General features: G+C 60.9%; 20 protein-coding genes. 12 read left to right on the top strand and 8 right to left on the bottom strand.

All coding sequences use genetic code 11. The annotated features are described in order from the left end of the window. Positions 1–77: 77 nt before the first annotated feature. Genes AC1DJB_RS02455 through AC1DJB_RS02445 form a run of 3 tightly spaced genes read right to left on the bottom strand, consistent with a single transcriptional unit; the run spans position 78 to position 3090 of the window. Positions 78–1016 (bottom strand): type II secretion system F family protein, encoded by a 939-nt coding sequence (locus AC1DJB_RS02455; protein WP_441432452.1) that lies wholly within the window; start codon positions 1014–1016, stop codon positions 78–80. Continuing rightward, the gene (locus tag AC1DJB_RS02450; protein ID WP_441437146.1) at positions 1013–1867 is read right to left on the bottom strand and encodes a type II secretion system F family protein; all 855 of its coding nucleotides are present in this window, start codon (positions 1865–1867) and stop codon (positions 1013–1015) included. The genes AC1DJB_RS02455 and AC1DJB_RS02450 overlap by 4 nt, the downstream gene beginning before the upstream one ends. After that, positions 1867–3090 carry a TadA family conjugal transfer-associated ATPase gene (locus AC1DJB_RS02445; protein ID WP_059387575.1) on the bottom strand — a complete coding sequence of 408 codons (1224 nt, stop codon included), beginning with the start codon at positions 3088–3090 and terminating at the stop codon, positions 1867–1869. Before AC1DJB_RS02445 ends, AC1DJB_RS02450 begins: the two co-directional genes overlap by 1 nt. 561 nt (positions 3091–3651) lie before the next feature. Between AC1DJB_RS02445 and AC1DJB_RS02440 the strand changes: the two genes are divergently transcribed. Continuing rightward, the gene (locus tag AC1DJB_RS02440; RefSeq protein WP_441432475.1) at positions 3652–6102 is read left to right on the top strand and encodes a polysaccharide deacetylase family protein; all 2451 of its coding nucleotides are present in this window, start codon (positions 3652–3654) and stop codon (positions 6100–6102) included. Between the two features lie 341 nt (positions 6103–6443). On the opposite strand, the gene AC1DJB_RS02435 is transcribed toward AC1DJB_RS02440, so the two are convergent. Then, the gene (locus tag AC1DJB_RS02435; protein ID WP_284988458.1) at positions 6444–6692 is read right to left on the bottom strand and encodes a hypothetical protein; all 249 of its coding nucleotides are present in this window, start codon (positions 6690–6692) and stop codon (positions 6444–6446) included. A 49-nt stretch (positions 6693–6741) separates the two neighbouring features. On the opposite strand from AC1DJB_RS02435, the gene AC1DJB_RS02430 reads away from it, so the two are divergent. The 3 genes from AC1DJB_RS02430 to AC1DJB_RS02420 all read left to right on the top strand — a co-directional run bounded on the left by AC1DJB_RS02430 (position 6742) and on the right by AC1DJB_RS02420 (position 11758). Further along, positions 6742–8838, top strand: coding sequence for a lysozyme (locus AC1DJB_RS02430; protein WP_476909859.1), 2097 nt, complete (start codon positions 6742–6744; stop codon positions 8836–8838). 140 nt (positions 8839–8978) lie between these two features. Further along, positions 8979–10043 (top strand): substrate-binding domain-containing protein, encoded by a 1065-nt coding sequence (locus AC1DJB_RS02425; protein ID WP_084784325.1) that lies wholly within the window; start codon positions 8979–8981, stop codon positions 10041–10043. Continuing rightward, positions 10040–11758 (top strand): DUF2142 domain-containing protein, encoded by a 1719-nt coding sequence (locus AC1DJB_RS02420; RefSeq protein ID WP_306961017.1) that lies wholly within the window; start codon positions 10040–10042, stop codon positions 11756–11758. Before AC1DJB_RS02425 ends, AC1DJB_RS02420 begins: the two co-directional genes overlap by 4 nt. An 83-nt stretch (positions 11759–11841) precedes the next feature. Here the strand turns inward: AC1DJB_RS02420 and AC1DJB_RS02415 are convergent, their stop codons facing one another. The 3 genes from AC1DJB_RS02415 to AC1DJB_RS02405 are packed head-to-tail and all read right to left on the bottom strand — an operon-like array spanning position 11842 to position 15044. Then, positions 11842–13251 (bottom strand): sugar nucleotide-binding protein, encoded by a 1410-nt coding sequence (locus tag AC1DJB_RS02415; protein WP_476909858.1) that lies wholly within the window; start codon positions 13249–13251, stop codon positions 11842–11844. 4 nt (positions 13252–13255) lie between these two features. Next, positions 13256–14254 carry a dTDP-glucose 4,6-dehydratase gene (rfbB, locus tag AC1DJB_RS02410; protein ID WP_441432477.1) on the bottom strand — a complete coding sequence of 333 codons (999 nt, stop codon included), beginning with the start codon at positions 14252–14254 and terminating at the stop codon, positions 13256–13258. Between the two features lie 34 nt (positions 14255–14288). Next, positions 14289–15044: a glycosyltransferase gene (locus tag AC1DJB_RS02405; protein ID WP_441432478.1), complete on the bottom strand. Its 756-nt coding sequence runs from the start codon at positions 15042–15044 to the stop codon at positions 14289–14291. A gap of 96 nt (positions 15045–15140) precedes the next feature. Here AC1DJB_RS02405 and AC1DJB_RS02400 point away from each other — a divergent pair, with 96 nt between their 5' ends. From AC1DJB_RS02400 to AC1DJB_RS02365, 8 genes are all read left to right on the top strand, one after another. After that, positions 15141–16379: a polysaccharide biosynthesis protein gene (locus AC1DJB_RS02400; protein ID WP_306961023.1), complete on the top strand. Its 1239-nt coding sequence runs from the start codon at positions 15141–15143 to the stop codon at positions 16377–16379. Between the two features lie 10 nt (positions 16380–16389). Then, on the top strand, positions 16390–17322 hold the full coding sequence (locus AC1DJB_RS02395; protein WP_284988464.1) for a glycosyltransferase: 933 nt from the start codon (positions 16390–16392) through the stop codon (positions 17320–17322). 14 nt (positions 17323–17336) lie between these two features. Beyond that, the gene (locus AC1DJB_RS02390; protein ID WP_284988465.1) at positions 17337–18092 is read left to right on the top strand and encodes a glycosyltransferase family 2 protein; all 756 of its coding nucleotides are present in this window, start codon (positions 17337–17339) and stop codon (positions 18090–18092) included. Then, positions 18092–18475 (top strand): DUF2304 domain-containing protein, encoded by a 384-nt coding sequence (locus AC1DJB_RS02385; RefSeq protein WP_059387560.1) that lies wholly within the window; start codon positions 18092–18094, stop codon positions 18473–18475. The genes AC1DJB_RS02390 and AC1DJB_RS02385 overlap by 1 nt, the downstream gene beginning before the upstream one ends. An 8-nt stretch (positions 18476–18483) precedes the next feature. After that, positions 18484–19371: a glycosyltransferase gene (locus AC1DJB_RS02380; protein ID WP_059387559.1), complete on the top strand. Its 888-nt coding sequence runs from the start codon at positions 18484–18486 to the stop codon at positions 19369–19371. A 10-nt stretch (positions 19372–19381) separates the two neighbouring features. Then, positions 19382–20296 carry a glycosyltransferase gene (locus tag AC1DJB_RS02375; protein ID WP_306961026.1) on the top strand — a complete coding sequence of 305 codons (915 nt, stop codon included), beginning with the start codon at positions 19382–19384 and terminating at the stop codon, positions 20294–20296. A 71-nt stretch (positions 20297–20367) separates the two neighbouring features. After that, a complete protein-coding gene (gene rfbA / locus AC1DJB_RS02370) occupies positions 20368–21231 on the top strand; it encodes a glucose-1-phosphate thymidylyltransferase RfbA (protein WP_059387568.1) in 864 nt (287 codons plus the stop codon). Between the two features lie 9 nt (positions 21232–21240). Next, positions 21241–23196: a DUF6541 family protein gene (locus AC1DJB_RS02365; protein ID WP_441432479.1), complete on the top strand. Its 1956-nt coding sequence runs from the start codon at positions 21241–21243 to the stop codon at positions 23194–23196. Positions 23197–23304: 108 nt separating this feature from the next. Here the strand turns inward: AC1DJB_RS02365 and AC1DJB_RS02360 are convergent, their stop codons facing one another. Beyond that, positions 23305–24066 (bottom strand): ABC transporter ATP-binding protein, encoded by a 762-nt coding sequence (locus AC1DJB_RS02360; RefSeq protein ID WP_059387557.1) that lies wholly within the window; start codon positions 24064–24066, stop codon positions 23305–23307. Position 24067: the final 1 nt, after the last annotated feature.

Here is a 24067-nt window from a genome sequence, read left to right as displayed (position 1 = left end):
ATTGTGATCCGTGCTGTCTTGGTATTCAGGCAGACGCCCATGTGACGGATGTGAAAAGGCTTGACTGAGATTCGTCATTAGAAGCCAAGATCCAACGCGGCCAAGCCCGGATAGACCGCGAAGATCACCGTGAGGGGCAGGACGCCGAAAACCAGCGGGACCATCATGGCGATTTCCTTGCGGCCCGCCGCTTCCATCAGTTCCCGCTTGGCTGAATCGCGGACATCCGCAGCTTGGGCCCGCAAAACATCGGCCAAGGGAGTTCCGCGTTCGACGGCAACGACAATTCCATCCACGAACCGAACAAGCGGGCCGAGCTCGGTTCGTCCCGAAAACTCGTGCAGGGCTTCGATCAGGGGCGTGCCGGCCCGGGTGGCGGCCAACAGCAGGGCAAACTCCTTCGCCAGTTCGCCGCGGGCTGTGCGACACACTCGATCGAGGGCACCGCTGGCGCTCTCCCCCGCACCTACCGCAAGAGCCATCAACTCGGCAAGGCTCGGGAATTCCGCCAGCATCCGCCTTTCCCTTCGTTTGATCTGCACCCGGAGCATGTAGTCGCGGAAAAGAAACCCTGCCAGTGCACAAACCTGGACCGTAGCAACCGCGGGCACCGGACTGAACCGACCCCCGGTGGCATTCCCGACCACCACGACGAGCGCCGTGGCGAAGCCCGCGGCGGCCCACAGCAGTTGCTCCGCGCGGAAGTCCAGCGCGGACTTTCCAGAACCGGCCTTTGCCAGCTTTTTGTTGAGGGATGTGGTCCCCAGGTTGAACTTCGCCAGGTAGCCGAGGGCGTCGCGAAAAACCGGCCGCAGGATGCGCTCCAAGGGGCCGAACGGTGCGATGTCCGAGGGTGCGGAGAGCAGGCGCGATTCGAGGTTCTGGGACCTGAGTTGCGGCTCGATGCGCTCCACGAACCGAATCGCCCGCATGAATGGCATGCGAACAAAGATGAGCCACAATCCGGCTCCCAAAAGAAGTCCGCAGAATGCAGCCAAGGCAGTCGGCCCAGTCATCGAAGGACCCTTTCATCTTCAGGAAGGGCGGCGATGCGCAGCATCACCCAATAGCAGAAGGCCGAGACCAACAATCCGCCTCCAAGAACGCTGGCTCCGGCCGCCGAGTTATACGCGGCAACGGCTTCCGGCCGGCTGGCCAGCAACATCAGGACGATCCATGGGGCGGCAACGGCCAGGCGAGCACCATTGATGGTCCATGATTGTCGCGCCTCAAGCTCGCTGCGAGTCCTCGCGCTCTCACGAAGGAACTCGGCAAGAGTTCCCAAAAGGCGGCCCAGATCGGATCCGCCCACGTCCCGGGTCAGCCTGAGCGCCTCAATGATCCGGTCGGCAACGGGATCGGCCAAACGCTCCTTTAGTTTGCTCAACGCCGCATCGAAATGGCCGCCGGAACGGTAGTCCGCGGCAAACTCGCGGAAGAGAGCCCGCAGCTCTTCGGGACCTTTGTCTCCGAGCTGGATAAGCGCCTCGGGCAGCGAAAGCCCCGCACGGATCGCCGAGCGCAAATGGTCGACGACATCGGGCCAGAGCTCCCGGAGCATGGCGGTCCGCTTGCGCGCCCGCCAACTGACAACGGCCGAGGGAAGCCACATACCGAACAAGCCGAAGCACGCTGCGATCGAGAACGACGCGGTCATGATGTAGATCACCAGTGCGGCGAAAAGGCCCAATCCGAGGCACGATGCGATGAATCCCCCGCCGCTCACTTTTTCGATCCCGGCCGTGAGCAACAAGGACTCAAGGCGTTTAGGTTTTGGCTCCTTGACGGCAAGCGGGTCTTGTTCCCATGCCGACCACCAGATGAGGAAGACACCCAGCCCGCAGAGAACGCCTAGCAGCGGCGCCATTAGAAGTGCCCCAGGAGCGCGGCGACGTCAAATCCGGCCCGGGCGAATTTCTCGGCGGCCGGCATGGAATTCGACGTGGCTTGGAGCCGGCCGTCCTGCATCGTGAATACCTTGGACGACTCGATGATGCCGTTCTCCACGCGTCGCCCCAGCGAAAGGATCTCGGTGACTTGCCGGCGACCGTCCGCGTGGCGGCTGCAATGAACCACGAGATCGATGCATGAGGCCACGGTTGGAACGACGAACGCACTTGAGATGTTCCCGCCGGCCAGCAGCGGCAAGGTGCAAATCTTGGTCACGGCGTCATGGGCCGAGTTGGCGTGGACGGTGCACATGCCCGGCAAGCCCGAATTCAACGCAATCAGCATGTCCAGGCTTTCGGCTTCCCGGACCTCGCCCACCACGAGACGATCCGGCCGCATACGAAGAGCCTCTTTGACGAGCCGGCGGAGGGGAATTTCGCCTTGGCCCTCAAGGTTTGGCTGGCGACACTGAAGGCCAACGACGTCGCGTAGCGGGAAGTGAAGTTCAAAGATCTCTTCGACGGTGATGACCCGCTCGCGGGAGCCGATATTGGCTGCCAAGCAGTTGAGCATTGTGGTCTTTCCGGCCTGGGTGGCTCCTGAGACGAGAATGTTCAATCCACTGGCGACCGCGGCTCCCAGGAACCGGGCTGACTCGGGCGTCAACGTCCCCAACTCCACGAGATGCTCGAGCCGGGTTGCCTTGACCACAAATTTGCGGATATTCACGGCCCAATGGCGGCGGGTGACGTCGGGAATGACGACGTGGAGCCGAGAGCCATCGGGCAGGGCCGCGTCCACAAAAGGTGAGGAGAGGTCGAGCCTCCGCCCGGAACTCTTGAGCATCCGCTCGACGAGGTCGCGAACCTGCTGCTCGGTGAGGCTGATCGAGGTAAGTTCTGATTCGCCGTTCCTGGCAACGTAAACCTCGTTTGGCGCGTTCAGCCAGACCTCTTCGATGGTGGGATCATCCAGAAGTGGCTGGATAGGCCCGAAGCCGGCAACGGCGTCGAACACGTACTTGCGCGCAGTGTCCAAGCGTCCCAAGGGAGGCAAGGGGCCCAGAAGAGCCCGCTCATCGTAATCATTCACGGCGGCCTCGACGAGCCGGTGAATTTCGACTGCTTGACTCGAAGGATCCAGTCCACGCCGACGAATCAGCTCCCGCACTTCATCCTCGACGATGCGCAATGCTTCCATGTTCCCCCCAATGCAGCATGCGCCCAGGCGCTGCGGAAACCTTCAACCAAGTTAAGGCTAGGGGAGGTTGCGACTCCCTGCCAAGTAGATTTGGGCGGTTGTGGATAACCACGAACAGCACGGCGATTGACAAGGAAGTCCTCGGATTCAACTGAACCTGCCGCGGCTGGATTTTGCGTGGACTATCCGCGGCACGGCATGCACGAAACCGGGATGGATTTGAGGCACTACTCGAGTGTTGACGGTGACTAAATACGAGTGTTGACACCCTGATTGGCCGCTCGTAGCGTCAAGTAATCAGGCGCGCGCCATTGGCCAAAAGGCCAAGCGCCTTTTGCTGTTAAGCCATCGACGCGCAACCGGGTTAATAATAAATGAATGCCCACAATGAGTACTGGCGACCCCGAATTGTGCTGAGGGTAAAACTGCACAGAAGGTCGCACCGGTCAGGTTGCAGGCGCGACGAACGGACTTGAGATGCAAGACGGGTGCATGGTGGCCTCCCGCATTGGGCGGAGGCCCTCCTTTGAAGCTCAAAAAAACCACCGAAAAGCGTTTGCCATGGCCGCAGCCGCGCTCCTTTTGGCGACGCTCTTCAATGCGGCGCTTTTGACCCGGCCGGCCCAGGCCGCGGGTCCTCTTGTCGTCACGTTGACATTTGACGACGCCAACGCTGATCAGGTGGCTGCGGCGAACTATTTGAATTCCAAAGGAATGTTTGGGACGTTCTTCCTTCCCTCCGGTTACCTCAACGCGACCGATCCTAATGGTGGCCCGCCTCCCTACATGACGACCGCCCAGGCACTCGCACTTCAATCGGCAGGCAACGAAATTGCCGGGCACACGGTCACGCACCCCGACCTTGCCCAGATGGACGCGAACGAGGTGGCACGCCAGATATGCAATGACCGCGTCAACCTGACCACTATGGGCTTCCGGGTCACGAATTTCGCCTACCCGTTCGCCTCCGCCACTCCCGCCGTCGAGCAACAAGTCGCCAACTGCGGCTACAACAGCGCACGTGGCCTGGGCGATCTGAAAAGCAAAGCCGCCCCAACGCTGACCGAAGTTGCTGAACCGCTGCCCGTTCCTACCGCGGACCTCTTTTTCACCAAGGCGCCCGATGAGGTAGACAACACGTGGGCAGTTGCCGACATGCAGGCCGTCGTGACCCAGGCGGAGGCCGGCGGCGGATGGGTTCAATTGACTTTCCACCACTTCGACTCGGCTACAGACCCTCTAACTGTCACGACCACCAACTTCCAGGCGTACGTGAATTGGCTGGTGACGGAGCAAACGGCCGGCAGGATCGTCGTCAAGACGGTGCGCCAGGTGATGGCCGCCCAATTCCCGGATCCCGCAAATCCGGCGCTCGACCTGGATAAGCCACTCGTCAATGGGCCGGCCGCCCCGCCACCCATCACGGTGGGAAACCTGATCCAGAACCCGAGTTTGGAAACAGCAGGCCCGGTGGCCACCGGACTCCCCTATTGCTGGGCAATCGGAGCATATGGCACCAACACCCACACCTTCACCAGCGTGTCCCCGGGCCACACGGGGTCCGTTGCAGAACAGATGGTCATTTCCGGCTACGTTGACGGCGATGCCAAGCTACTGCCGACTTTGGACCTGGGCCAATGTGCGCCGAGCGCTACGCCCGGCCATATCTATCAAATGTCCGCTTGGTACACGGCGACGGCTCCGACGCAATTCGAGCTCTACTACCGAACGGGCCTTGGCACGTGGAATTACTGGACCGCAAGTCCGAACTTTGCCGCGGCAACAGCGTGGACCCAGGCCACCTGGACCTCCCCACCGGTTCCGGCAGGTGCGAGCGCAATCAGCATGGGCTTGAACCTGCTGAGCAATGGAACCCTGATAACTGATGACTACGCGTTGTACGACTCGGTTGCCGTGGCCAGCGTGTTCAAATCGATGACACCAAGCAGGCTGCTCGACACCCGTAACAGCACCCCGGTGGCGCCAGGGGGCACGGTGTCCTTCCAAGTCGGCGGCGTCAATGGCATCCCGGCGAATGTCTCGGCAGTGACCTTCAACCTCACGGTGGCCAATCCGACGTCGTTCGGCTTCGTCACGGCCTACCCATCGGGAACCGCACGGCCGAACGCCTCCAACCTGAACTACGCCACGGGACAGATCGTCCCCAACTTGGTCACGGTCCCGGTGGGTTCGGACGGGAAGGTCACCCTGTACAACCAGTCCTCGGGAACCGCGCAACTGATCGCTGACGTCTCCGGGTACTACGTCCCGGCTGCCACATCGGCTCCTGGTGAGTTCCAAGCGCTGGCGCCAAGCCGGTTCCTGGACACCCGCAACAGCACCCCGGTGGCACCGAACGGAACGGTGTCCTTCCAAGTCGGCGGGGTCAGCGGCATCCCGGCAACAGTCTCGGCCGTCACTTTCAACCTCACGGTGGCCAATCCGACGTCGTTCGGCTTCGTCACGGCGTACGCGTCCGGAACCGCCCGGCCGAACGCTTCCAACCTGAACTACGCCACGGGACAGATCGTCCCCAATAGTGTCACCGTTCCAGTGGGCGCGGACGGAAAAGTCACGCTCTACAACCAGTCCTCGGGAACCACGCAACTCATCGCGGACGTTTCCGGTTACTACCTGGCCGGCACCGCAACGGCGTCGGGAACCTTCCAACCCATCGCGCCAAACAGGTTCCTCGATACGCGGAACAGCACTCCGGTGGCACCGAACGGCACGGTGTCCTTCCAGGTCGGCGGGATCAGCGGCATCCCGGCAACAGTCTCGGCCGTCACTTTCAACCTCACGGTGGCCAATCCGACGTCGTTCGGCTTCGTCACGGCGTACGCGTCCGGAACCGCCCGGCCGAATACCTCCAATTTGAACTACGCCACTAACCAAATTGTCCCCAACTTGGTCACGGTCCCCGTGGGTGCCGACGGAAAGGTCACGCTCTACAGCCAATCCTCGGGTACGGCGCAGCTCATCGCGGACGTCTCCGGGTATTTCCTGCCATGAACTACTGAATACACAACACCCAAGTAAAAAAACACCGCCGCTCCGGCCTGCACTGCGCAGGCCGGAGCGGCGGTGTTTGGCTGTTGGCGGCCGTGCAGACAGTATCCGAACTGCATTGAACCACTCACTCAAATCCCATTGGCCACATTAGCACCACCTTGCACATCAGTGTTATGGTTGCCTTCGAATTAGAAGTGCCAACAGCCATTTACCGTCGCGGGTTTGAAACGGCGGAATGAATCAAGTGCCGCCCCATCGGGAGCCGGCAATCTCGTGTGGAGCCAAGAGATGAAGACCATTCAATTTAAAGCCCCTGTCTCCACTTCCCGGGTGCGCCGCGTTCAAGACCTTGCGCTAACAGCGATGTGCGGCGCGGCGGTCTTGCTTCTCTCTGCAACGACGGCCGTTGCAGCACCGGCTCCTTCACCGACGCCCTCCCCGGCGAGCTCCCCGACGTCGTCTCCCGCTAACTCCCCACAAACGACGGCGACCCAGTTGCCGAGCGCAAGCTCAACGCCTTCACCGACGCAGCCGGCAGCAAAAAGCCAGACAGCAACGCCGTCACCAACCGCGACGACCCAAAGCAGCACAGATCGCCAAGCCGCAATGCGCGCAGCTGCCGGACCAGGGGGCGCGCAGATGGGCCAACGCTCCCCACGAGTCCAGGGCGCGGTAACCGCCCAGGGCAGCTGGACACCCACCTTCGGCATCCAGGGTCTCGATGTCAGCTACTACCAGGCCGGCGTCGATTGGCAGCAGCAGTGGAACATGGGGGCGCGATTCGCCTACGTCAAGGCCAGTGAGGGAAACTACTACACCAGCCCCTCGTACAGTTCGCAGTACCAAGGCTCGCGGGCAGTCGGAATGATCCGCGGCGCCTACCACTTCGCGATTCCCAACTGGTCCTCAGGCGCCGATCAAGCCAACTACTTCGTGCAAAACGGTGGCGGATGGAGCTCGGACGGCGCAACGTTGCCGCCCGTCCTGGACATTGAGTTCAATCCGTATGCAGGGCAGACCATCAACGGCGTCTACATGGGCAACACCTGCTACGACATGTCGCCCGCCCAGCTCACGTCGTGGGTACAGAATTTCGGCAACACCATGCGTTCGCTGACGGGACGGCTCCCGATGATCTACACCAACACGAGTTGGTGGAAACAGTGCACCGGAGATCCTGCCGGATTCGGGGACTACCCCCTCTGGGTCGCCTCGTATCCAGGCGGGCCGTCGAACGACGCTGGAATTCTTCCTTCCAGTTGGGCCAACTACAGCATGTGGCAGTACAGCAGTACGGGTCCCTTCAGCGGCGACTCGGACGTCTGGAACGGGGACTACGCTTCCCTCCAAAGGTTTGCCGGCAATCCAGCCAGGGGTTCGTTCGATTCACTGTCGCTCGTCCGGGACACCACCGCGGCATACCTGAGGGTCACGGGCTGGTCTGTAGACCTTTCCAGACCTTGGGTATCGACTCCCGTCAATATTTCAGTTACCGATCCGGTCAACGTGACCACCGGGTACTCGTTCCTGGCGAACGCATATCGCCCGGACGTTGATCAAGCCTTCGGTTACGGCCCTGCACACGGCTTTGACAACAACATCCAGATCACCGCATCCGGCACGTACAAGGTTTGCGCCACCGCCGTCAGCGTCAACGGCACTGTAGACCTTGGCTGCAAGAGTTTTCAGGCAAACGGTGTTGAACCTCCCATCGGATCGTTCGACACGCTCGGACAGGTTCGTGCTCCCGACGACGTTTCCCTTCGCCTGACGGGCTGGGCCATTGACCGTGCCAACCCGCAAACGGCCTCGTTCGCCGACGCCTACGTCACTGACCCCAGCGGACAGACCACGGGCTACCGCATCACGGCCAACACTTCCAGGCCGGATGTGGGAAGCGCTACCGGCTACGGTTCGAACCATGGTTTCGACAAGTCGATCAGCCTGAGCAAAGCCGGTACATATCACGTGTGTACCTATGCCATCGGGCAGTACTACAACACCGCGCTTGGCTGCAAAGACATCACTGTCGGATCCAACCCGCCGCCGAAGGGATATTACGACTCCATTCGAATCTCGCAGGCGCCCGGCGCGGCCAACCTCGTTGCGACGGGCTGGGCATTCGACCCCACCAACACCGCGGCCAGCATTCCTGTCCATGTCTACGTCCAGGCACCGGATGGAAGCAACGTCGGCACGGCATTCACGGCAAATCAATCCCGTCCCGATCTGAACAACGCCTTCGGCATTACCGGTAATCACGGCTTCAGCGCCTCATTGCCAACCAAGGGCACCGGCACCTACACTGCCTGTGCCTATGCCATCCCGGTTGCCCCGCTCGCTTCGGGGAACACGGCGCTTGGATGCATGTCCATTCAGGTAAGCAATACGCCGGTCCCGGCCGGCTACCTCGACTCCGTCGGAGTTGCATCGGTGTCAGGACAAGCCAATATCAGGGCGACGGGTTGGACATACGACCCGGCGGTTCCGGGCTCGTCCAATCCAGTGCATGTCTACATTACGTATCCGGACGGGAGCCGTCAGGGGTATGCCTTCGCGGCGAACGTTTCGAGGGCTGATGTGAACAACGTTTTCGGCATTACCGGAAATCACGGCTACTCGACGCTGGTCCCCGTCACTCAACGGGGCAGATATACGGTTTGTACTTATGGGATCGGGATAGCGCAGTACAGCTCAGGCAACGCGCTTGCAGGCTGTCAATCCCTGAATTACTAAGTCTCCTGCACGGAGCGGGACCTGTGTACCGCGCCTCAACCAGCGGGCGTCGAGCCGAAACGGGCTACGACGCTCAGGTTGAACGGTTAGGGTTATCAAGACGCAAGTCTCAGCTATACCCGTAATCGAAAGGACCCCCGGTGCATCATCGGTCGATTCACCGAGCGGCAGGATGCCTCCTGCTTGTCGGTATCAGCTTGGCCGCCTGTGCCAGTCCCCCAGCCAAACAGCAAAACATCCGCGGCGCGCTCACTGCGATTGGAAGTCCCATTCAGAGCGATCCGATCGGAGCATGGTCCAGCGCTTGGAAAAAGACCTTCACGGCCACGTCATTGAGCTATTCTCCGGACGGCTCTGACGTTGGGCTGACAGCCTTGGCCACGGGCCAGGCCTATTATGCAGCCCTCGACGCCCCCTTGACCGCTCAGCAACAAGACGCAACCAAGGCGGAATGCGGTCCGAACGGGGCGTTCAGCGTTCCGACCTCGGTGACCTCTATCGGCGTCGTCTTTAATATGCCAAGCATCCGGAGCCTCAAGCTCACGCCTGACCTGCTCGCCAGGATCTTCACCGGAGATATCAATCGCTGGGATGACAAGGCAATCGCAGCGATCAATCCGGGAACCACGCTCCCGGACGCGCCGATCGTCCCGGTGACCGCGAGCACAGCTTCAGCGCTGACCTCGGCCAGCACGGGCTATCTGGCGGCCTCCCCCAGTTGGTCGTCCGGGGTAAGCAACAAGTGGGCCAAGATACCCGGCGGCCAAGAGGTCAAGAACTTCAGCGACATCGCCAAGAAAGTCGACGGCACCGCCGGCGCAATAGCCTTCATGGACTCGGCGTCCATCGGGTCCCGGTTTGACACGGCGTTGCTCTCGTTTGGCGGCAGCTTCGTCAGAATGTCCAAGGACTCGGTGGCTGCGGCCGTCCAGGACGGCACCACCAGAACGGTGGCCACGGGAGTCGAGTTTCGCCTTCCGGACAAGACCGACCACGGCTACGCATTGGGGAACGTGAACTACCAGGCATTTTGTACCAGCTATAAGAACGGGGAGGTTGCGTCCCTCGTGAAATCCTGGGCAGACTTCGTGGTCGGCCCCGACGGTCAGGTCGCTTCGACCTATTTCGCCGGGGTGGCCTCCCCGAGTGAAGAGTCCTTGCGGGATGCGTCACGCCTGATTGAGAAGATCGGGAGCGACCAATGATCGACCAACCAGCTGCCCAAGGCCCCGCTCGTCCCGACGTTCGGCAGGAGTCGCTCCCCCGGGCAGGCGGATTGCGGTCCCGGACTCGCAACGTGTCCCCCGCCACCAAGGCCGGATTCGGTTTCTTCATCCGCGTTTTTGCCTTGCTCTCAGCCCTGATCACGCTCTGGATCCTGGCCACGCCGCTGATGGCGTATCCCGACGAACCCGCCCACACCATCAAGGCAGCAGCCGTGGCGAGGGGGCAGTTCTTCCCGGGTCCCGGCGAGTCCTATGGCAACGGGATCCACGTACAGGTCCCCTCCTACATCGCCAACGTCGATTCCCAGCGGTGTTTTGCCTTCCTCAAGGAGATGCCCGCGGGCTGTGCGCCTGCCATTCCCGTTGGCGACACCTACACCACCATCGGCGTGACCTCGGCCGGCTTGTACAACCCCTTCTACTACTGGTTCGTCGGGCTCCCTAGCCTGTTCATGTCCGGAGCCCCCGCGATCTTTGCCATGCGGATTGTCAGTGGACTCATGTCGGCCGCCTTCTATGCGGCCGGGTTCACCGCGCTGTCGAGGCTGCGGCATCCCAAGTGGCCCATGGTTGCGGCCGCGGTTGCGACAACGCCCATGGTTTTCTTCCTGGCCACGGGAATCAATCCGAACTCCTTGGAGGTCGCGGCGTCGATGGCAGCCTTCTGCGGTTTGGTCTCCGTGCTTGAGAACTCAAGGCAGCTTCACCTGGCCCGCCCGGGAATCCTGGCAGTCGGAGTATCGGCAGCGACCTTGGCCAACACCAGGAACGTGTCCTTGTTGTGGCTCCTTTGCGGGGCGATTGTGGCCTGCCTCTTCTTCCGGGGCGCCGACATCGTTGCAATCTTCCGCAATCGGCTATTGCTCATAGTTGCCGGATTGTCCGCCATCGGGGTGGCACTGGGTGTCATCTGGAACTTCATCATGTTGACCGCGCCTCCGTCGGCAGGCGAGGCGCCCGCCGGAATCTCCAATGCGGTTGAAGGCCTTCGGCCCTCCAACGCCTTCGCCACCATGCTGGACAGGTCGTTCGACTTCGTCAATCAGTACATCGGAGTCGCAGGCTGGCTTGATGCTCCGGTGCCGCAAGCCGTCCTGATGTTCTGGAACATGCTGCTCATTGCCCTGTTGCTGCTGGTCTTCCTGATGCGTCCGGCTAGATTGCAGCTGGGCTTCTGGGCCGCGATCGGAATGCTTGCGGTAGTTCCCGCCCTGGTCCAGGCCGCGCTTGTCACGAGCAGCGGATTCATCTGGCAAGGAAGGTACAGCCTCCCGTTGTTCGCGATCGCGGTCATCTCGGCCGGGTTGGCGCTTCGGTTCCGCAAGTTCCACGCAAATCTCATCAGCCGCAGGGTCGCCAAGATTCTTCTCTGGGCAACCTGCGCTGCCCATGTCTACGGCTTCGTGTACATCCTGCGACGGTACGTAGTGGGAATACCGGACTTCGCGAACTGGCTGGTGATGTTCACCAAGCCGGATTGGCAGCCGCCCCTTTCCTGGGAAGTCCTCACCCTGCTCTTCGCCGTTGCATTGGTCGTTGCGGCAGCCCAGCTGTACCGTTTCCTCTACCCCGGCCTGCCGTTCTTCCCGGTCCCGGTGATCCGGGCGCTGCGTTGGGCGGCGCGCCGTCCGGCGACTGCCGCCGTCGGGAACCAAGCAAGCAAGGAACCCGCGGAACGCCAGCGCGTCGAGTAAAGATCGCAAAACCCAATGCAAAAGGTCTGGCCAGGCACTGCCTGGCCAGACCTTTTGCATTGACGCAGTCGTTCTCCGGAGTGTTAGCCCCGAAGGTAGGCCGTCAGTCTCTCGGCACTGTTCGCCGGAACAAACCCTGCGCCCTTGATCTTGCTCAAGTCGAGGATGCTCTTCAGCGGCCGCGGGGCTGCGGATTTGCCCGCAAAATATTCTTCGGTGCTCACGCCGGTGACGTCGTCTCCCGAGGCACCGCGGAGCTCGTAGACGTCTCCTGCGATGTCCGCCCACGACTGCGGTTCACCGTCGTTGCTGAGGTTGTACGCGCCGTACGGCGCGCGGGACTCCAACAGGTGCCTGATTCCAGCAGCGATGTCTTCCGTGAAGCTGAGCCGCCCGATCTGGTCGTTGACGACACTCGGCTTGATCCCGCGATCGGCGAGCGAGGCCATGGTCCGGACGAAGTTGCTGCCTTCGCCGATCACCCAACTGGTGCGCACGATGTAGTGGCGCGGAACCACGCTGACGACGGCGTCCCCGGCGGCTTTGGTTTGACCGTACACGCCAAGCGGGGTGTACGGCTCGTTTTCGTCGTGCGATTCCCGCGACCCGTCGAAGACATAGTCCGAGGAGACATGAACGAGCGTGAGATCGTGTTCGATCGCGGTCCTGGCGAGGCGCGCGACGGCCGAGACGTTGACCTGCCAGGCGGCTTCCCTGCCCTCGGGACTCTCGGCGGCGTCAACCGCGGTGTAGGCGGCCGAATTGATGATCGCGGAGTAGTTCTTCCAGTTCCGTCCATCGAACGACTCTTCCTTTGATAGGTCGAAGTCGGCTCGTGCCGCGAACTCAACCGAAGGGTCGCCGTCGTACAGTCCACGCAATGCCTTGCCAAGCTGGCCGTCTGCACCCACCACAAGGATCTTCCGGGACGGCATCGGCTCGACCTCGGCGAGGCGCGGATGCGCTTTGTCCTTGTCGGACAGCTCAGCCTGGTCCAACGGCACGGGCCAGTCGATGGCAGCGGTCTCGTCGGCGAGGTTGAGGAATGTGTACTGGCTCTGTGCGTCCGCAGACCAGTGATCGTTGACGAGGTACGTGTAGGCCGTATTGTCCTCGAGGGTCTGGAATGCGTTGCCCACCCCACGCGGAATGAAGATGGCCTGGCTCGGATCAAGCTCCGCGGTGAAGACCGCGCCGAAAGAAGGACCTTCACGCAGGTCGACCCACGCACCGAATATCCGGCCCGTCGCTACCGAAATGAACTTATCCCAGGGCTCGGCGTGAATGCCGCGCGTTGTGCCGGCCTTCTCGTTGAACGAGATGTTGTTCTGGACAGGACGGAAGTCCGGCAGCCCAAGCGCGACCATTTTCTCCCGCTGCCAGTTCTCCTTGAACCAGCCGCGGTTGTCGCCGTGAACCGGCAGCTCATAGAGAACGACGCCGGGAATCGGCGTTTCGCGGGCCGCAAGCGGCTTCGAAAACTCGATCGTCATTGGTCTACTGGCCCTGTTCCTTGTATTTGGCTTCAGTGGCTGCCTTCTGCGGACGCCACCAGGACTCGTTGTCCCGGTACCAATCGATGGTGGCTTCGATTCCTGCGTCGAAGTTGGAGTATTGCGGCTGCCAGCCGAGCTCATCGCGGAGCTTGCTCGAATCGATCGCATACCGCAGGTCGTGGCCAGGCCGGTCAACGACGTGGTCGTAAGCATCGGGCGACTGACCCATGTGCTTGAGGATGAGCTCAACAACGTCTTTGTTGTTCTTCTCGCCATCGGCACCGATCAGGTAGGTTTCACCGATCCGGCCTTTTTCGATGATGGCAAGCACGGCGGAGGAGTGGTCGTTCGCGTGGATCCAGTCGCGGACGTTTTCACCCTTGCCGTAGAGCTTGGGGCGTATGCCGTCGATCACGTTGGTGATCTGGCGTGGAATGAACTTCTCCACATGCTGGTACGGCCCATAGTTGTTGGAGCAGTTGCTGATGGTCGCCTGCAGTCCGAACGATCGCACCCATGCGCGCACCAGAAGGTCGGATCCGGCTTTGGTCGAAGAGTAGGGGCTGGACGGGTTGTACGGCGTCGCTTCGGTGAACCGCTCGGGGTCGTCCAGCTCCAAGTCGCCGTACACCTCATCGGTGGAGATGTGGTGGAACCGCTTGCCGTGCTTCCGGGCAGCCTCGATGAGCGTGTACGTCCCGATGATGTTTGTATCCAGGAACGGGCGCGGGTCATGCAGCGAGTTGTCATTGTGTGATTCGGCGGCATAGTGGACCACTACGTCGCAGTCTTCAACGAGCCGATCCACAAGTTCCGCGTCCGAAATGTCACCCAGGACGAACTGGAACCGTTCCTCCGGCAGCCCCTTCAAGGAGTCCACGTTGCCGGCGTAGGTCAGATTGTCGAGAACGGTGACACTGTCCTCAGTGTGCTCCAGGACGTAGTGGACAAAATTCGAACCGATGAAGCCGGCACCGCCGGTAACCAGAAGTTTCTGCATGGGAACAGCCTACCGAACCCCAAGGTGAAGGCCGTCAAGAACCCAGGCGCACCCGGCGTAGCGCTTCGAACATCAGACGGGCGATCATCATCCGCGCTTTGATGATTTTGACCAGCGAACGCCACCCGGCGGGTGTCTGGTTGTCGTCGTGCAGGCGTCGGAGCACAGTCGATTCGTCAAGGTGGCGGATGGACCTTGCCACGTTTCCGCAAATGGCGAGCCAGAGGTCATGCGATTCGTTCACATAAGACGGGATCGGCACGAAGTAACTGAGCGCATCCCGGCGGATGCCCATGGCGCACCCGTAGTAGGCCCGGTACCCGATCAGGATCGCGAAAAGATTGGCCAGGTGCCTCCCCGAGTCGGAAGCACGAAGCCTTGGGATCCAAGGTCTCGGTCCGCCGCCGAGGACGTCGAAATTTCCTGCGACAATCTTGTGGTCGGCCAGCGCATCCAGCATGATATCCACTCGCCCGGGAATCCATACGTCATCCTGGTCGGAAAGCATGATGAATTCGCCCCGGCTCATTTTCACGGCCTGTTCAAACGTCCTGACATAGCCCTTGTTTACTGATGCACCGACAAGGCGGATCCGCGGGTCCCGAATGCCCTTCACGATCTCGGCGGTGTCATCGGGCGACGCATCGTCCACGACCACCAGTTCATCGTCGGGACCAAGATCGCGAAGAATCGAGGCAATCTGCTCCTCGATGAATCGGGATCCCTTGTAGGCCGCAAGGCAGACACTCACCCGGATCGCCTGGCCGTCCGGCGTCGTCGAATCGTTCATGACCTCCACTCTAGGCGAGTTACCAGGGCGTTAGCGGGCAGGCATCATCGCGTATCATCGTAAGGTCACGCCGTCGAGCAATAGGACCTACCAGTAATGAAACCCGTGTTGCTTCGACTCGCTGGATTCACGCTGCTTCCGCTTCTCGCACTGGTACTGCCTTTCCTCCTGCTGCCCGTCATTGCCCGTGTCGCAGGGCCGGCCGGCTGGTCAAGCATCACGTCCGGCCAGGCCATCGGAGTATTTGCCGCCACGATCATTCTGTGGAGCTGGAACATTTCCGGTCCCGTGGCCATTGCCCGGAGTCCCTCACCGCAGGCTCGCGCATCACTTTATTCAAGAAGCATCCGAACGCGCATCATCATTGCGCTCGTCGTCTTTCCGCTCATGAGCATCATCGTTGCCCTCGTAGCGCACGACGGTTACCGCCTTGACGCGATTACCATGGCGTGGGCCACTGCCCTCACCGGCTTCTCCCCGGCCTGGTTCGGTATCGGCACAGGACAACCGCGGATTCTGGCCGTCTATGACACCCTTCCCCGGTTCTGCGCAGCACTGCTCAGCGTGCCATTCATTCTTGCGACCGGCCAGATTTGGATCTATGGCGTCCTTGCACTCCTTGCCACCATTGTGGCGTCGATAGCATTCCAGCTTCGATTCGGGGAAAGCGGGACGTGGTTCCCCCGGCGCCCGGGGAATGCCATCCGTGAGATCGTTCCCGAAAGTGGGACCGCGGCAATCAATTTTGCCGGAAGCGCTTACGCCTCATCCCCCGTCCCGATAGCCACGGCGACGGTGCCGTTGGCAACGGCCACTGCCGGATTCGCCTCCGCGGACAGCATCTACCGCTTTGGCCTTTTCAGCGTGGTGGCCGTCGGGAACACTTTTCAAAGCTGGACGCTTGAGGGAAACCCCGAGGACTCCCGACGGCGCCACACAGTTGCGCTGATGACGCACCTCGCGCTCGGAGCCGCCGGAGCGCTCGGCCTGGGCCTGCTGGGTCCATGGGCTTCTGCCATCCTGTTCAGCGACGCGAATAAGGCCGATACCGCGACGTCCGTCTTCTATGGGATTTCCTTCTTCTTCCTCTCGGCTTCAACGCCCCTCATCAGGAACCTCCTCATTCCCGCCGGACGCCAAAGGACTGTCCTCTTGTGGACCGGGCTGTCGGCAGCTGCGGGAGTCGCGTTCATGGTAGTGGCCGGCTTGGCGTCAAATGTTCCGGGTGTGGCACTGGGAATGGCCATCAGCGAAGCGTTGCTCTTCTTCGGCCTCCTCCTCCCCGCGTCAAGGCTGCTGCCCGCCAAGGCGCTCCCCGTAAGTGTGGACGGGTAGGATCATCTCCGTGATTGAAAGTCCACAAAGACGAACCGCAGCGGTGATCGCCGCTTTCAACCCAGACGACGAACTGCTCACCAACGCTGAATCCATCGCGACGCAAGTAGACGAACTCATAGTCGTCGATGACTGCAGTACGTCTCCGGCGTCGGAGCAGATCTTTGACCACCTTGCCGGTAACGGAACCAAGGTACTGCGCCTGGACAACAACTCCGGAATCGCAGCCGCACTGAACCGCGGACTCGAAGAGCTGGAATCGACCAGCCGCCCGGATTTCGTGCTGACTTTCGACCAAGACTCGCTGCCGGTCCCGGATTACGTCTCAAGCGCCCTCGCCACCTATGACAGGGCCACGGCCGAAGGACAAAAAGTGGGCTTCGTGAGCGCTGAGACGTTCAGCGGGCACCAGGTGCCGGTCCTCGGAGCATCCCACGGATTTCCGGAAGCCTTCGATCCCATGCAGTCCGGTTTCTTCATCCCGATGACTACCTTGGCCGACGTCGGCAACTTCGAGTCGGGCTTTTTCATCGACTGCGTGGATTCCGAGTTCACCGCGCGAGTCCGGGCAGCCGGCTACAGCATCCTCATCGGGGCAGGTTGCGAAGTCGGGCACAGGCTCGGGGCGCGCCTCCCGGCGAAGGTGCTTGGGCGGCCCTTACGGCTCCGTGGCAACGATTTGTCCTTCAACTACTACTCGCCTTTCCGGATGTACTACATCATGCGAAACGGCACCACACTCGCCCGCAGGTACTGGCGCCGCAACCCGGCCTGGGTGATTCGGCGCATGCTGGAAGACGCGAAAGCACAGCTTCTCCGCTTCGCATTCAGCCCGGATCGACGGTACTTGGCGATCGCCGCTTGGGAGGGGCTCATCGATTCATGCCGCGGACGGCAGGGTCGCATCAGCCAGGACCTCCTCAACCGCATCCAGCCACGATGACATATAGGAGAACGATGGAAAATCATGACTCAACGCGGGTCTTGGTCATCATGCCGGCGTGGAATGAAGCCGAGTCGGTGGGCGACACCGTGCGCGAAGTCCTCGACGTCGGATGCCCTTACGACGTACTGGTCGTCAATGATGGCTCCTCCGACGCCACCGCGGAAGTTGCCGCCGAAGCCGGAGCGACAGTCTTGAACCTTCCCTTCAACCTCGGCGTCGGTGGTGCCATGCGCGCCGGCTTCAAATACGCGAAGCGCCTCGGCTACAGCCGCGTGATCCAGGTCGACGCCGACGGGCAGCATGATCCCCGGAACATCGGCGAGGTGCTCGCCGGACTGGAGCACGCCGACATCTCAATCGGCGCCCGATTCGCGGACAAAGGTGAATACAAGGTGAGCGGCCCCCGGAAATGGGCAATGCAGTTCCTCGCAAAAGTCATCTCCGGCCTTGCAAAGACGCGCCTCACGGATGTGACGTCAGGATTTCGTGCCGCCAACGACCGCGCCATCAGCCAGTATCTTGACCACTATCCCGCGGAGTACCTCGGCGACACGATTGACTCCCTGGTCGTGGCAATACGTTCCGGGTGCAAAGTGACCCAGATCCCCGTGGCCATGCGCCCGCGCCAGGGCGGAACTCCAAGCCACAATCCTGCCAAGGCAGCGGTTTATCTCGGCCGTTCCACTTTCGCACTCCTTTTCGCGCTTACCCGTAAGAGATCCGCTATTCCATCCGCATCAACAACATGGGCCCAGGAGGCATCCTAATGGGAAATCTGGCGGCCTTCCTCCTCTCGTTGGCGATCGTGGGGATCGTTTTCGAAATGCTCCGGCGCAAGAAGCTCCGCGAGAAATATGCGGCACTATGGCTCGTGGTGGGCATTGGAACTTTGGTCCTTGCCGCGTTCCCGAGTTTGCTGACAATCGTTGCCGAACTCGTTGGCGTGCAGCTTCCGTCGAACTTGCTGTTCATCATCAGCATCCTGCTGCTGCTGGGCGTCTGTTTGCACCTTTCCTGGGAGATCTCGGTCGTCGAAGATGAGACCAGGACGCTGGCTGAGGAAGTTGCGATCATGCGCACCCTCCTTGAGCGCCTCCAGGCCGCCGAGACCCAGGAGGACGACACCTCCGCTCCTTCCGGACCAAAGTAAGGAACCGAATGGCCCTTGATATCTTCATCCCCTACTGGGGGGATCCTGACTACATGCGGCAGGCAGTCGACAGCGTACTGGCACAGAATTCGGACGATTGGCTCCTGACCGTTGTGGACGACGCCTATCCGGGCGATGAGGTCCGCCGATACTTGGAAGAAATCAACGATCCACGCATCACCTATGTCCGCAAGGAAACCAACGAAGGAATTACGGCAAACTTCCGCACGTGTGTCTCCCGGGCAACGCAGGACACGCTTGTGGTCATGGGTTGCGACGACATCCTGCTCCCTAACTTCGTTGATGTCGCACTTCGCGCCCACCGGGATTTCCCGGAAGCCTGGATCATCCAGCCAGGCGTGGAAGTGATCAACGAGGCCGGGGAGAACGCCCGGCCGATTGCCGATCTTGTGAAGCAGCACCTCGTCAAGCCACACGGGTCCCGGCCCAGGGTGGTCAGCGGCGAGAAACTGGCAGTCAGCCTTCTCCATGGTGACTGGCTCTACTGGCCCTCCCTGATTTTCCGCCGGGACAAAATCGGGAACTTCGATTTCAGGGATGGTCTCCACGTCATCCAGGACCTTGGCTTGATCATCGACATGGTCTTGGCTGGAGCTGAGTTACTCATCGAGCCGGAGGTATGTTTCGCATACCGCAGGCACACCGCCAGCGCTTCCTCAAGCAAATTGCTGGACGGCTCCCGTTTTGCCGGCGAACGCGGCTACTTCGAACTTGCTGCAGAGCTCTGCAGGAAGAAGGGGTGGAGAAAGGCATCACGGGCGGCTGCATTGCGCCTGACGTCCCGGGCCCATGCTTTCTTGCTCCTGCCCAATGCCGCCTTGCACGGCAGCCCCGCGGCTGTCGGGTCCCTCCTGAGGCATACCCTTGGAAACTAGGAAGTTCGACTTGCCACCCGAAATTGATCCGTCGAAGCGGCTAAACAACGTAGCCGCGGTGGTCACCGCCTATCGTCCGACGTCGCACCTGGTCCGTAACGTCTCGTCCTTGCTGGGCCAACTCACCACCGTTGTAGTAGTCGACGACGGCGGCGGGCCCGGTTTTGATCGGATCTTCGAGGACGCGGCGGACGCCGGCGCTATGGTGCTGCGGCTCGAAGAAAACTCCGGAATCGCATCCGCGTTGAACGCGGGGATCGACTTGGCGCGCAAAGCGCCGATCGACTACATCATCACCGTCGACCAGGATTCGCTCCTGACCGCCGAATATGTCCACCGGCTAGTGGAGGCCGCCCAGTCGGCCGAGGCCGCAGGCATAACCCCGGGCCTTGTTTCCCCGGCCCGCATCCATGGCAATCCCGTGAAGAAAGCCGGTTCGAAATCCGGGATCCAGCTGGGACGGGAACCGATTCAATCCGGACTGCTGATTCCGGTTTCCACCCTGGACGCTATCGGTAACTTCTGGGATGGCCTTTTCATCGACCTCGTGGACACGGAATACTACTTCCGCGCCCTCGATGCCGGGCTTCCGACTGTACTTGCGGACGCAGAATTCGACCATTCGCTAGGAACCTTGGTAGATGCGAATATTCTGGGCAGGGACATCAAACTTCAAGATCGTCCGTTGAAAGTCCGCATTGCTGCTTCCTGGCGTTATTACTACATCTTCCGAAACAGGATTCTGGTTGGCCGGCGATACGTTAAGGCACATCCAGGATGGGTTGCCTCTGGCTTGTTTCTCGACATGAGGCACCTCGTTTTCGTGTCAGTGTTGGCACCCGGCCGCGCTGCCCGGCTCCAGTCAGCATTGAGGGGAACCATCGACGGCCTCCGCGGCCGGAGCGGAAGAGCGCACCTCGGCTAGGAGTTGAGTCGGCGGCCATTGGCCAGTCGCTGGTTTTGCCGCGGACTCGAAGGTAAGGGATGATGGGGACCATGCGTGGAATCATTCTTGCCGGTGGCACCGGCTCTCGTCTCCATCCGATTACTCACGGCATCAGCAAGCAGCTGGTCCCGGTTTACGACAAGCCGATGATCTACTACCCCCTCTCCACGCTCATTCTGGCGGGCATTCGAGACATTCTCGTCATCACCACTCCCCACGACGCAGAGCAGTTTCAACGGCTCCTTGGCGACGGTTCCCAATTCGGCGTGAACATTTCCTACGTCCAGCAGCCGTCGCCCGACGGTCTCGCCCAAGCATTTATCCTGGGTGAGGAACATATCGGAAATGAAACCGTTGCCCTCGTCCTGGGAGACAATATCTTCTACGGACAGGGCATGGGAACGCAGCTTCGGAAGCATGCGAACATCGACGGCGGTGCGGTCTTTGGTTATTGGGTGAAGGATCCCAAGGCCTACGGCGTGGTCGAATTCAATGAAGATGGCAAAGCCATTTCCTTGGAGGAAAAGCCGGAACACCCCAAATCGCACTACGCCGTTCCGGGCCTGTATTTCTATGACAACGATGTTGTGGAGATCGCCAAGAACCTCAAGCCTTCACCCCGTGGCGAGCTCGAAATCACGGACATCAACAGGACATATCTTCAGAACGAAAAGCTTCATGTCGAGATCCTTCCGCGGGGCACGGCCTGGCTCGACACCGGTACCTTCAACGACCTCAACGACGCGTCGAATTTCATTCGCACGGTAGAGAACCGCCAAGGCCTCAAGATCGGAGCTCCCGAGGAAATCGCCTGGCGCCAGGGTTTTCTTTCCGACGACGAGTTGCGGGCACGTGCCGAGCCGTTGGTCAAGAGCGGTTACGGAGCGTACCTCCACGGCCTGCTGGAAGACTAGTCCCCGCCCGTGTGGTGGTCTGTCCTTCCGCAGTTAGTCGGTGCTGCCTTATTGCTGGTTGCTCCCGGACTGCTTGTGGCACTCGGATTGCGCTATCGAGGATTTGATGCGCTAGGGCTGTCCCCTGCCCTCTCGGTAGGCGTGATTGTCCTGGCTTCGACGCTGAGCCCCTTTTTGCATGTCCGGTTCACCGTGCTTCCGGTCGCTATCGTGGCGGTCGCGCTCGGCGTCATCGCGTGGTTCGTTTCCCGGTTCCGTCCTCGCGCCGGGGAAATGCCGAGGCCGGGGCTTTGGCGGCGGTCAGCACCATTTGTGGCCTGTGCGCTCGCACTCGCGGTGGTCGGCGCCAGGGTTATGCAGGCTATCGGCGGCCCCGAGCATTTTTCGCAGACCTACGATGCGGTGTTTCACCTCAACTCCGTCAAGTACGCCCTTGATACCGGGAATGCCTCGTCCCTGACGATAGGCGACATGACCGGCGGTGGTTTCTATCCCGCAGGCTGGAACGCGGTGGCGACCTTGGTCGCCTCGACCTTCGCGCTGGACGTTCCGGTCGCCGTGAACCTCACGAGCATAGTCCTCGCGGCAGTGTTTTGGCCTCTAGGCTGCGTCTTGGCGGCCAGGTGGACCATCGGCCGTTCCTCCGCGGTTGCACTGGCGGCCGGCATAGCGTCCGCCTCGCTTGGCGCATTCCCGCTCCTGATGATGGACTTCGGTGTCCTGTACCCCAATCTGCTGTCGATCAGCATCCTGCCGGGTTCCATAGCCCTGGCTGCGGCAATTTCCAGGGTTTCCCCGGCCTGGGTGCCCCGGGACCTGTCGGCGGTCCTCGCGCTCTTGTTGAGCCTTGCGGGGCTCCTTGTGGCGCATCCGACCACCTTCATGGCCTGGCTCACATGGACGGCCCCGATGGTCGGTGTCCTTGCGTGGAAGGCCTTCAAGCTCCGGAGACGGGGTTTGCTGCGTCTTGGGAGGGCCAGGTTCATGGTCCCCTTGATCGGCTATTGCGTTGTATTCCTCATCCTCTGGATCGTCCTCAGGCCACCGTCGGACGCTTCATTCTGGGGCCCGTACCATACGGTCCCGCAAGCTCTCGGCGAAGCCATTGTTTTCTCTCCGTTGGATTTGCCTGCCGCCTGGCTGGTGGCACCGGTGGCGCTCCTGGGCCTTTGGGCGGCGCTGGGGCGGATTCGGTACAAATGGCTCGCAGGAGTTTTCCTGATTTTCACGGTGCTGTTTGTGGTTGTGTCCGGCTTCCCCATTTCCAGGGTCCGTAGTATTTTGACGGGCGTCTGGTACAACGACAGCTACCGTATTGCAGCACTGTTGCCCCTTGTCGCTGTCTTGCTTGCTGCCGTGGGCGTCGAGTGGATCTGCCACAACCCATACCTTTCGCAACTGTTCAAGCGGGTTTTCCGTCGAAGCGGCCCAGGGATCCGCCGGTCCGGTCTCCGGAATGCACTTCAATACGCCTTGGCTGCCGTTCTCGTCGCCGTTGCCGTCGTCGTCGGACAAGTGGGCGGAGTGAACAAGGAAGTGGAGCAAGCGGCGTCAAAGTACGCCTTGTCGGCGGACTCCCCTTTGGTTTCGAGCGACGAGCTGGCAATCTTCCAAAGACTGCACAATGACGTCCCGCAAGACGCGATCTTGATCGGGAATCCCTACACCGGAGCGGCTCTTTCGTATGCCCTCGGTGATCGCAAGTCTGCTCAGCTCCATATCCTTAGCTATGTTTCGCCTGATCTCCAAGAGATCTACGACCACTTGGATGCAGTCTCAAAGGACCCCGCGGTGTGCAGGGCTGTTCGGAGCGAGCATTCCTATTACGTCCTTGACTTCGGATTGCTGGAAGTCCATGGAGGCAACCACACTCCGGCTGGTTTGGCCCGCTTGGACCAAAACCCCGGAGTTCAGCTCGTAGACAGCCAGGGAAATGCGAAGCTCTACAAGATAACCGCCTGCTGAGCCAGCTGAGAAGGCGCACTGTCCAGTTGGTGTCCTCAGGTGTCGGAAGCGGTATCCAGGCCGGCCTTGGCGGGTTGGCCGGCCCTTCGCTAGTCCCGCGCCCCTGGGCTAGTCCGCCGAGCGGCGCCGGAGTTCCCGGACGACGTCATGCACTTCGCCGTCCATGATGATCTCGCCGTGCTCCAGGAGCACACCACGCTTGCACACCGAGGCGACCAGATCCAAGTCGTGGCTCACTACGAACAGCGTCTTGCCGGCCGCTGCCAATTCGTTGATCTTGGTGATGCATTTGCGTTGGAACGGTTCGTCGCCCACGGCAAGGATCTCGTCGATGAGGAAGACCTCCGGGTCCGTGTGAACCGCGATCGAGAAAGCCAACTTCAGGTACATGCCCGATGAATAGAACTTGACCTCGGTGTCGATGAACTCTCCGATTTCGGAGAACTCCACAATCGAGTCGAACATTTCATCGATCTGGTTTTGGCTCATCCCAAGGATGGCCCCGTTGAGGTACACGTTGTCGCGCCCGCTGAGGTCGTGGTGGAAACCGGCTCCGACTTCGATCAGTCCAGCGACTCTTCCCCTTGTATGCACGGTACCCTCGTCCGGCTGGAGCACGCCCGAAATGAGCTTCAAGAGAGTTGACTTGCCTGAGCCATTAAGCCCGAGCAACGCCACGGTTTCGCCTTGTTCGACATCCAGCGAAACGTCCTTCAGCGCATCGAACTTCTTCGAAAGGTCCCCTTTACGCCCCGTCAGCAACCAGACAATTGCTTCTTTCATGCTGCGGGTGTGCCGGAGCACGAACTTCTTCCGCAAATTCCGGCAGGTGATCGCCACCCTGTCGGAAACTTCCGCGGGTACAGTCATT

It is taken from the genome of Arthrobacter sp. 01T428, from assembly GCF_056398685.1.
Note: the sequence above shows the minus strand (reverse complement) of the source record. Positions and strands in the feature narration are given on the sequence as shown.

Coding starts and splice junctions, on each gene's coding strand:
- AC1DJB_RS02455 (WP_441432452.1), bottom strand. CDS start 1,016: ATGACTGGGCCGACTGCCTTGGCTGCATTCTGCGGACTTCTTTTGGGA.
- AC1DJB_RS02450 (WP_441437146.1), bottom strand. CDS start 1,867: ATGGCGCCGCTGCTAGGCGTTCTCTGCGGGCTGGGTGTCTTCCTCATC.
- AC1DJB_RS02445 (WP_059387575.1), bottom strand. CDS start 3,090: ATGGAAGCATTGCGCATCGTCGAGGATGAAGTGCGGGAGCTGATTCGT.
- AC1DJB_RS02440 (WP_441432475.1), top strand. CDS start 3,652: ATGGCCGCAGCCGCGCTCCTTTTGGCGACGCTCTTCAATGCGGCGCTT.
- AC1DJB_RS02430 (WP_476909859.1), top strand. CDS start 6,742: ATGGGCCAACGCTCCCCACGAGTCCAGGGCGCGGTAACCGCCCAGGGC.
- AC1DJB_RS02420 (WP_306961017.1), top strand. CDS start 10,040: ATGATCGACCAACCAGCTGCCCAAGGCCCCGCTCGTCCCGACGTTCGG.
- AC1DJB_RS02415 (WP_476909858.1), bottom strand. CDS start 13,251: ATGACGATCGAGTTTTCGAAGCCGCTTGCGGCCCGCGAAACGCCGATT.
- rfbB (WP_441432477.1), bottom strand. CDS start 14,254: ATGCAGAAACTTCTGGTTACCGGCGGTGCCGGCTTCATCGGTTCGAAT.
- AC1DJB_RS02405 (WP_441432478.1), bottom strand. CDS start 15,044: ATGAACGATTCGACGACGCCGGACGGCCAGGCGATCCGGGTGAGTGTC.
- AC1DJB_RS02400 (WP_306961023.1), top strand. CDS start 15,141: ATGAAACCCGTGTTGCTTCGACTCGCTGGATTCACGCTGCTTCCGCTT.
- AC1DJB_RS02390 (WP_284988465.1), top strand. CDS start 17,337: ATGGAAAATCATGACTCAACGCGGGTCTTGGTCATCATGCCGGCGTGG.
- AC1DJB_RS02385 (WP_059387560.1), top strand. CDS start 18,092: ATGGGAAATCTGGCGGCCTTCCTCCTCTCGTTGGCGATCGTGGGGATC.
- AC1DJB_RS02380 (WP_059387559.1), top strand. CDS start 18,484: ATGGCCCTTGATATCTTCATCCCCTACTGGGGGGATCCTGACTACATG.
- rfbA (WP_059387568.1), top strand. CDS start 20,368: ATGCGTGGAATCATTCTTGCCGGTGGCACCGGCTCTCGTCTCCATCCG.
- AC1DJB_RS02360 (WP_059387557.1), bottom strand. CDS start 24,066: ATGACTGTACCCGCGGAAGTTTCCGACAGGGTGGCGATCACCTGCCGG.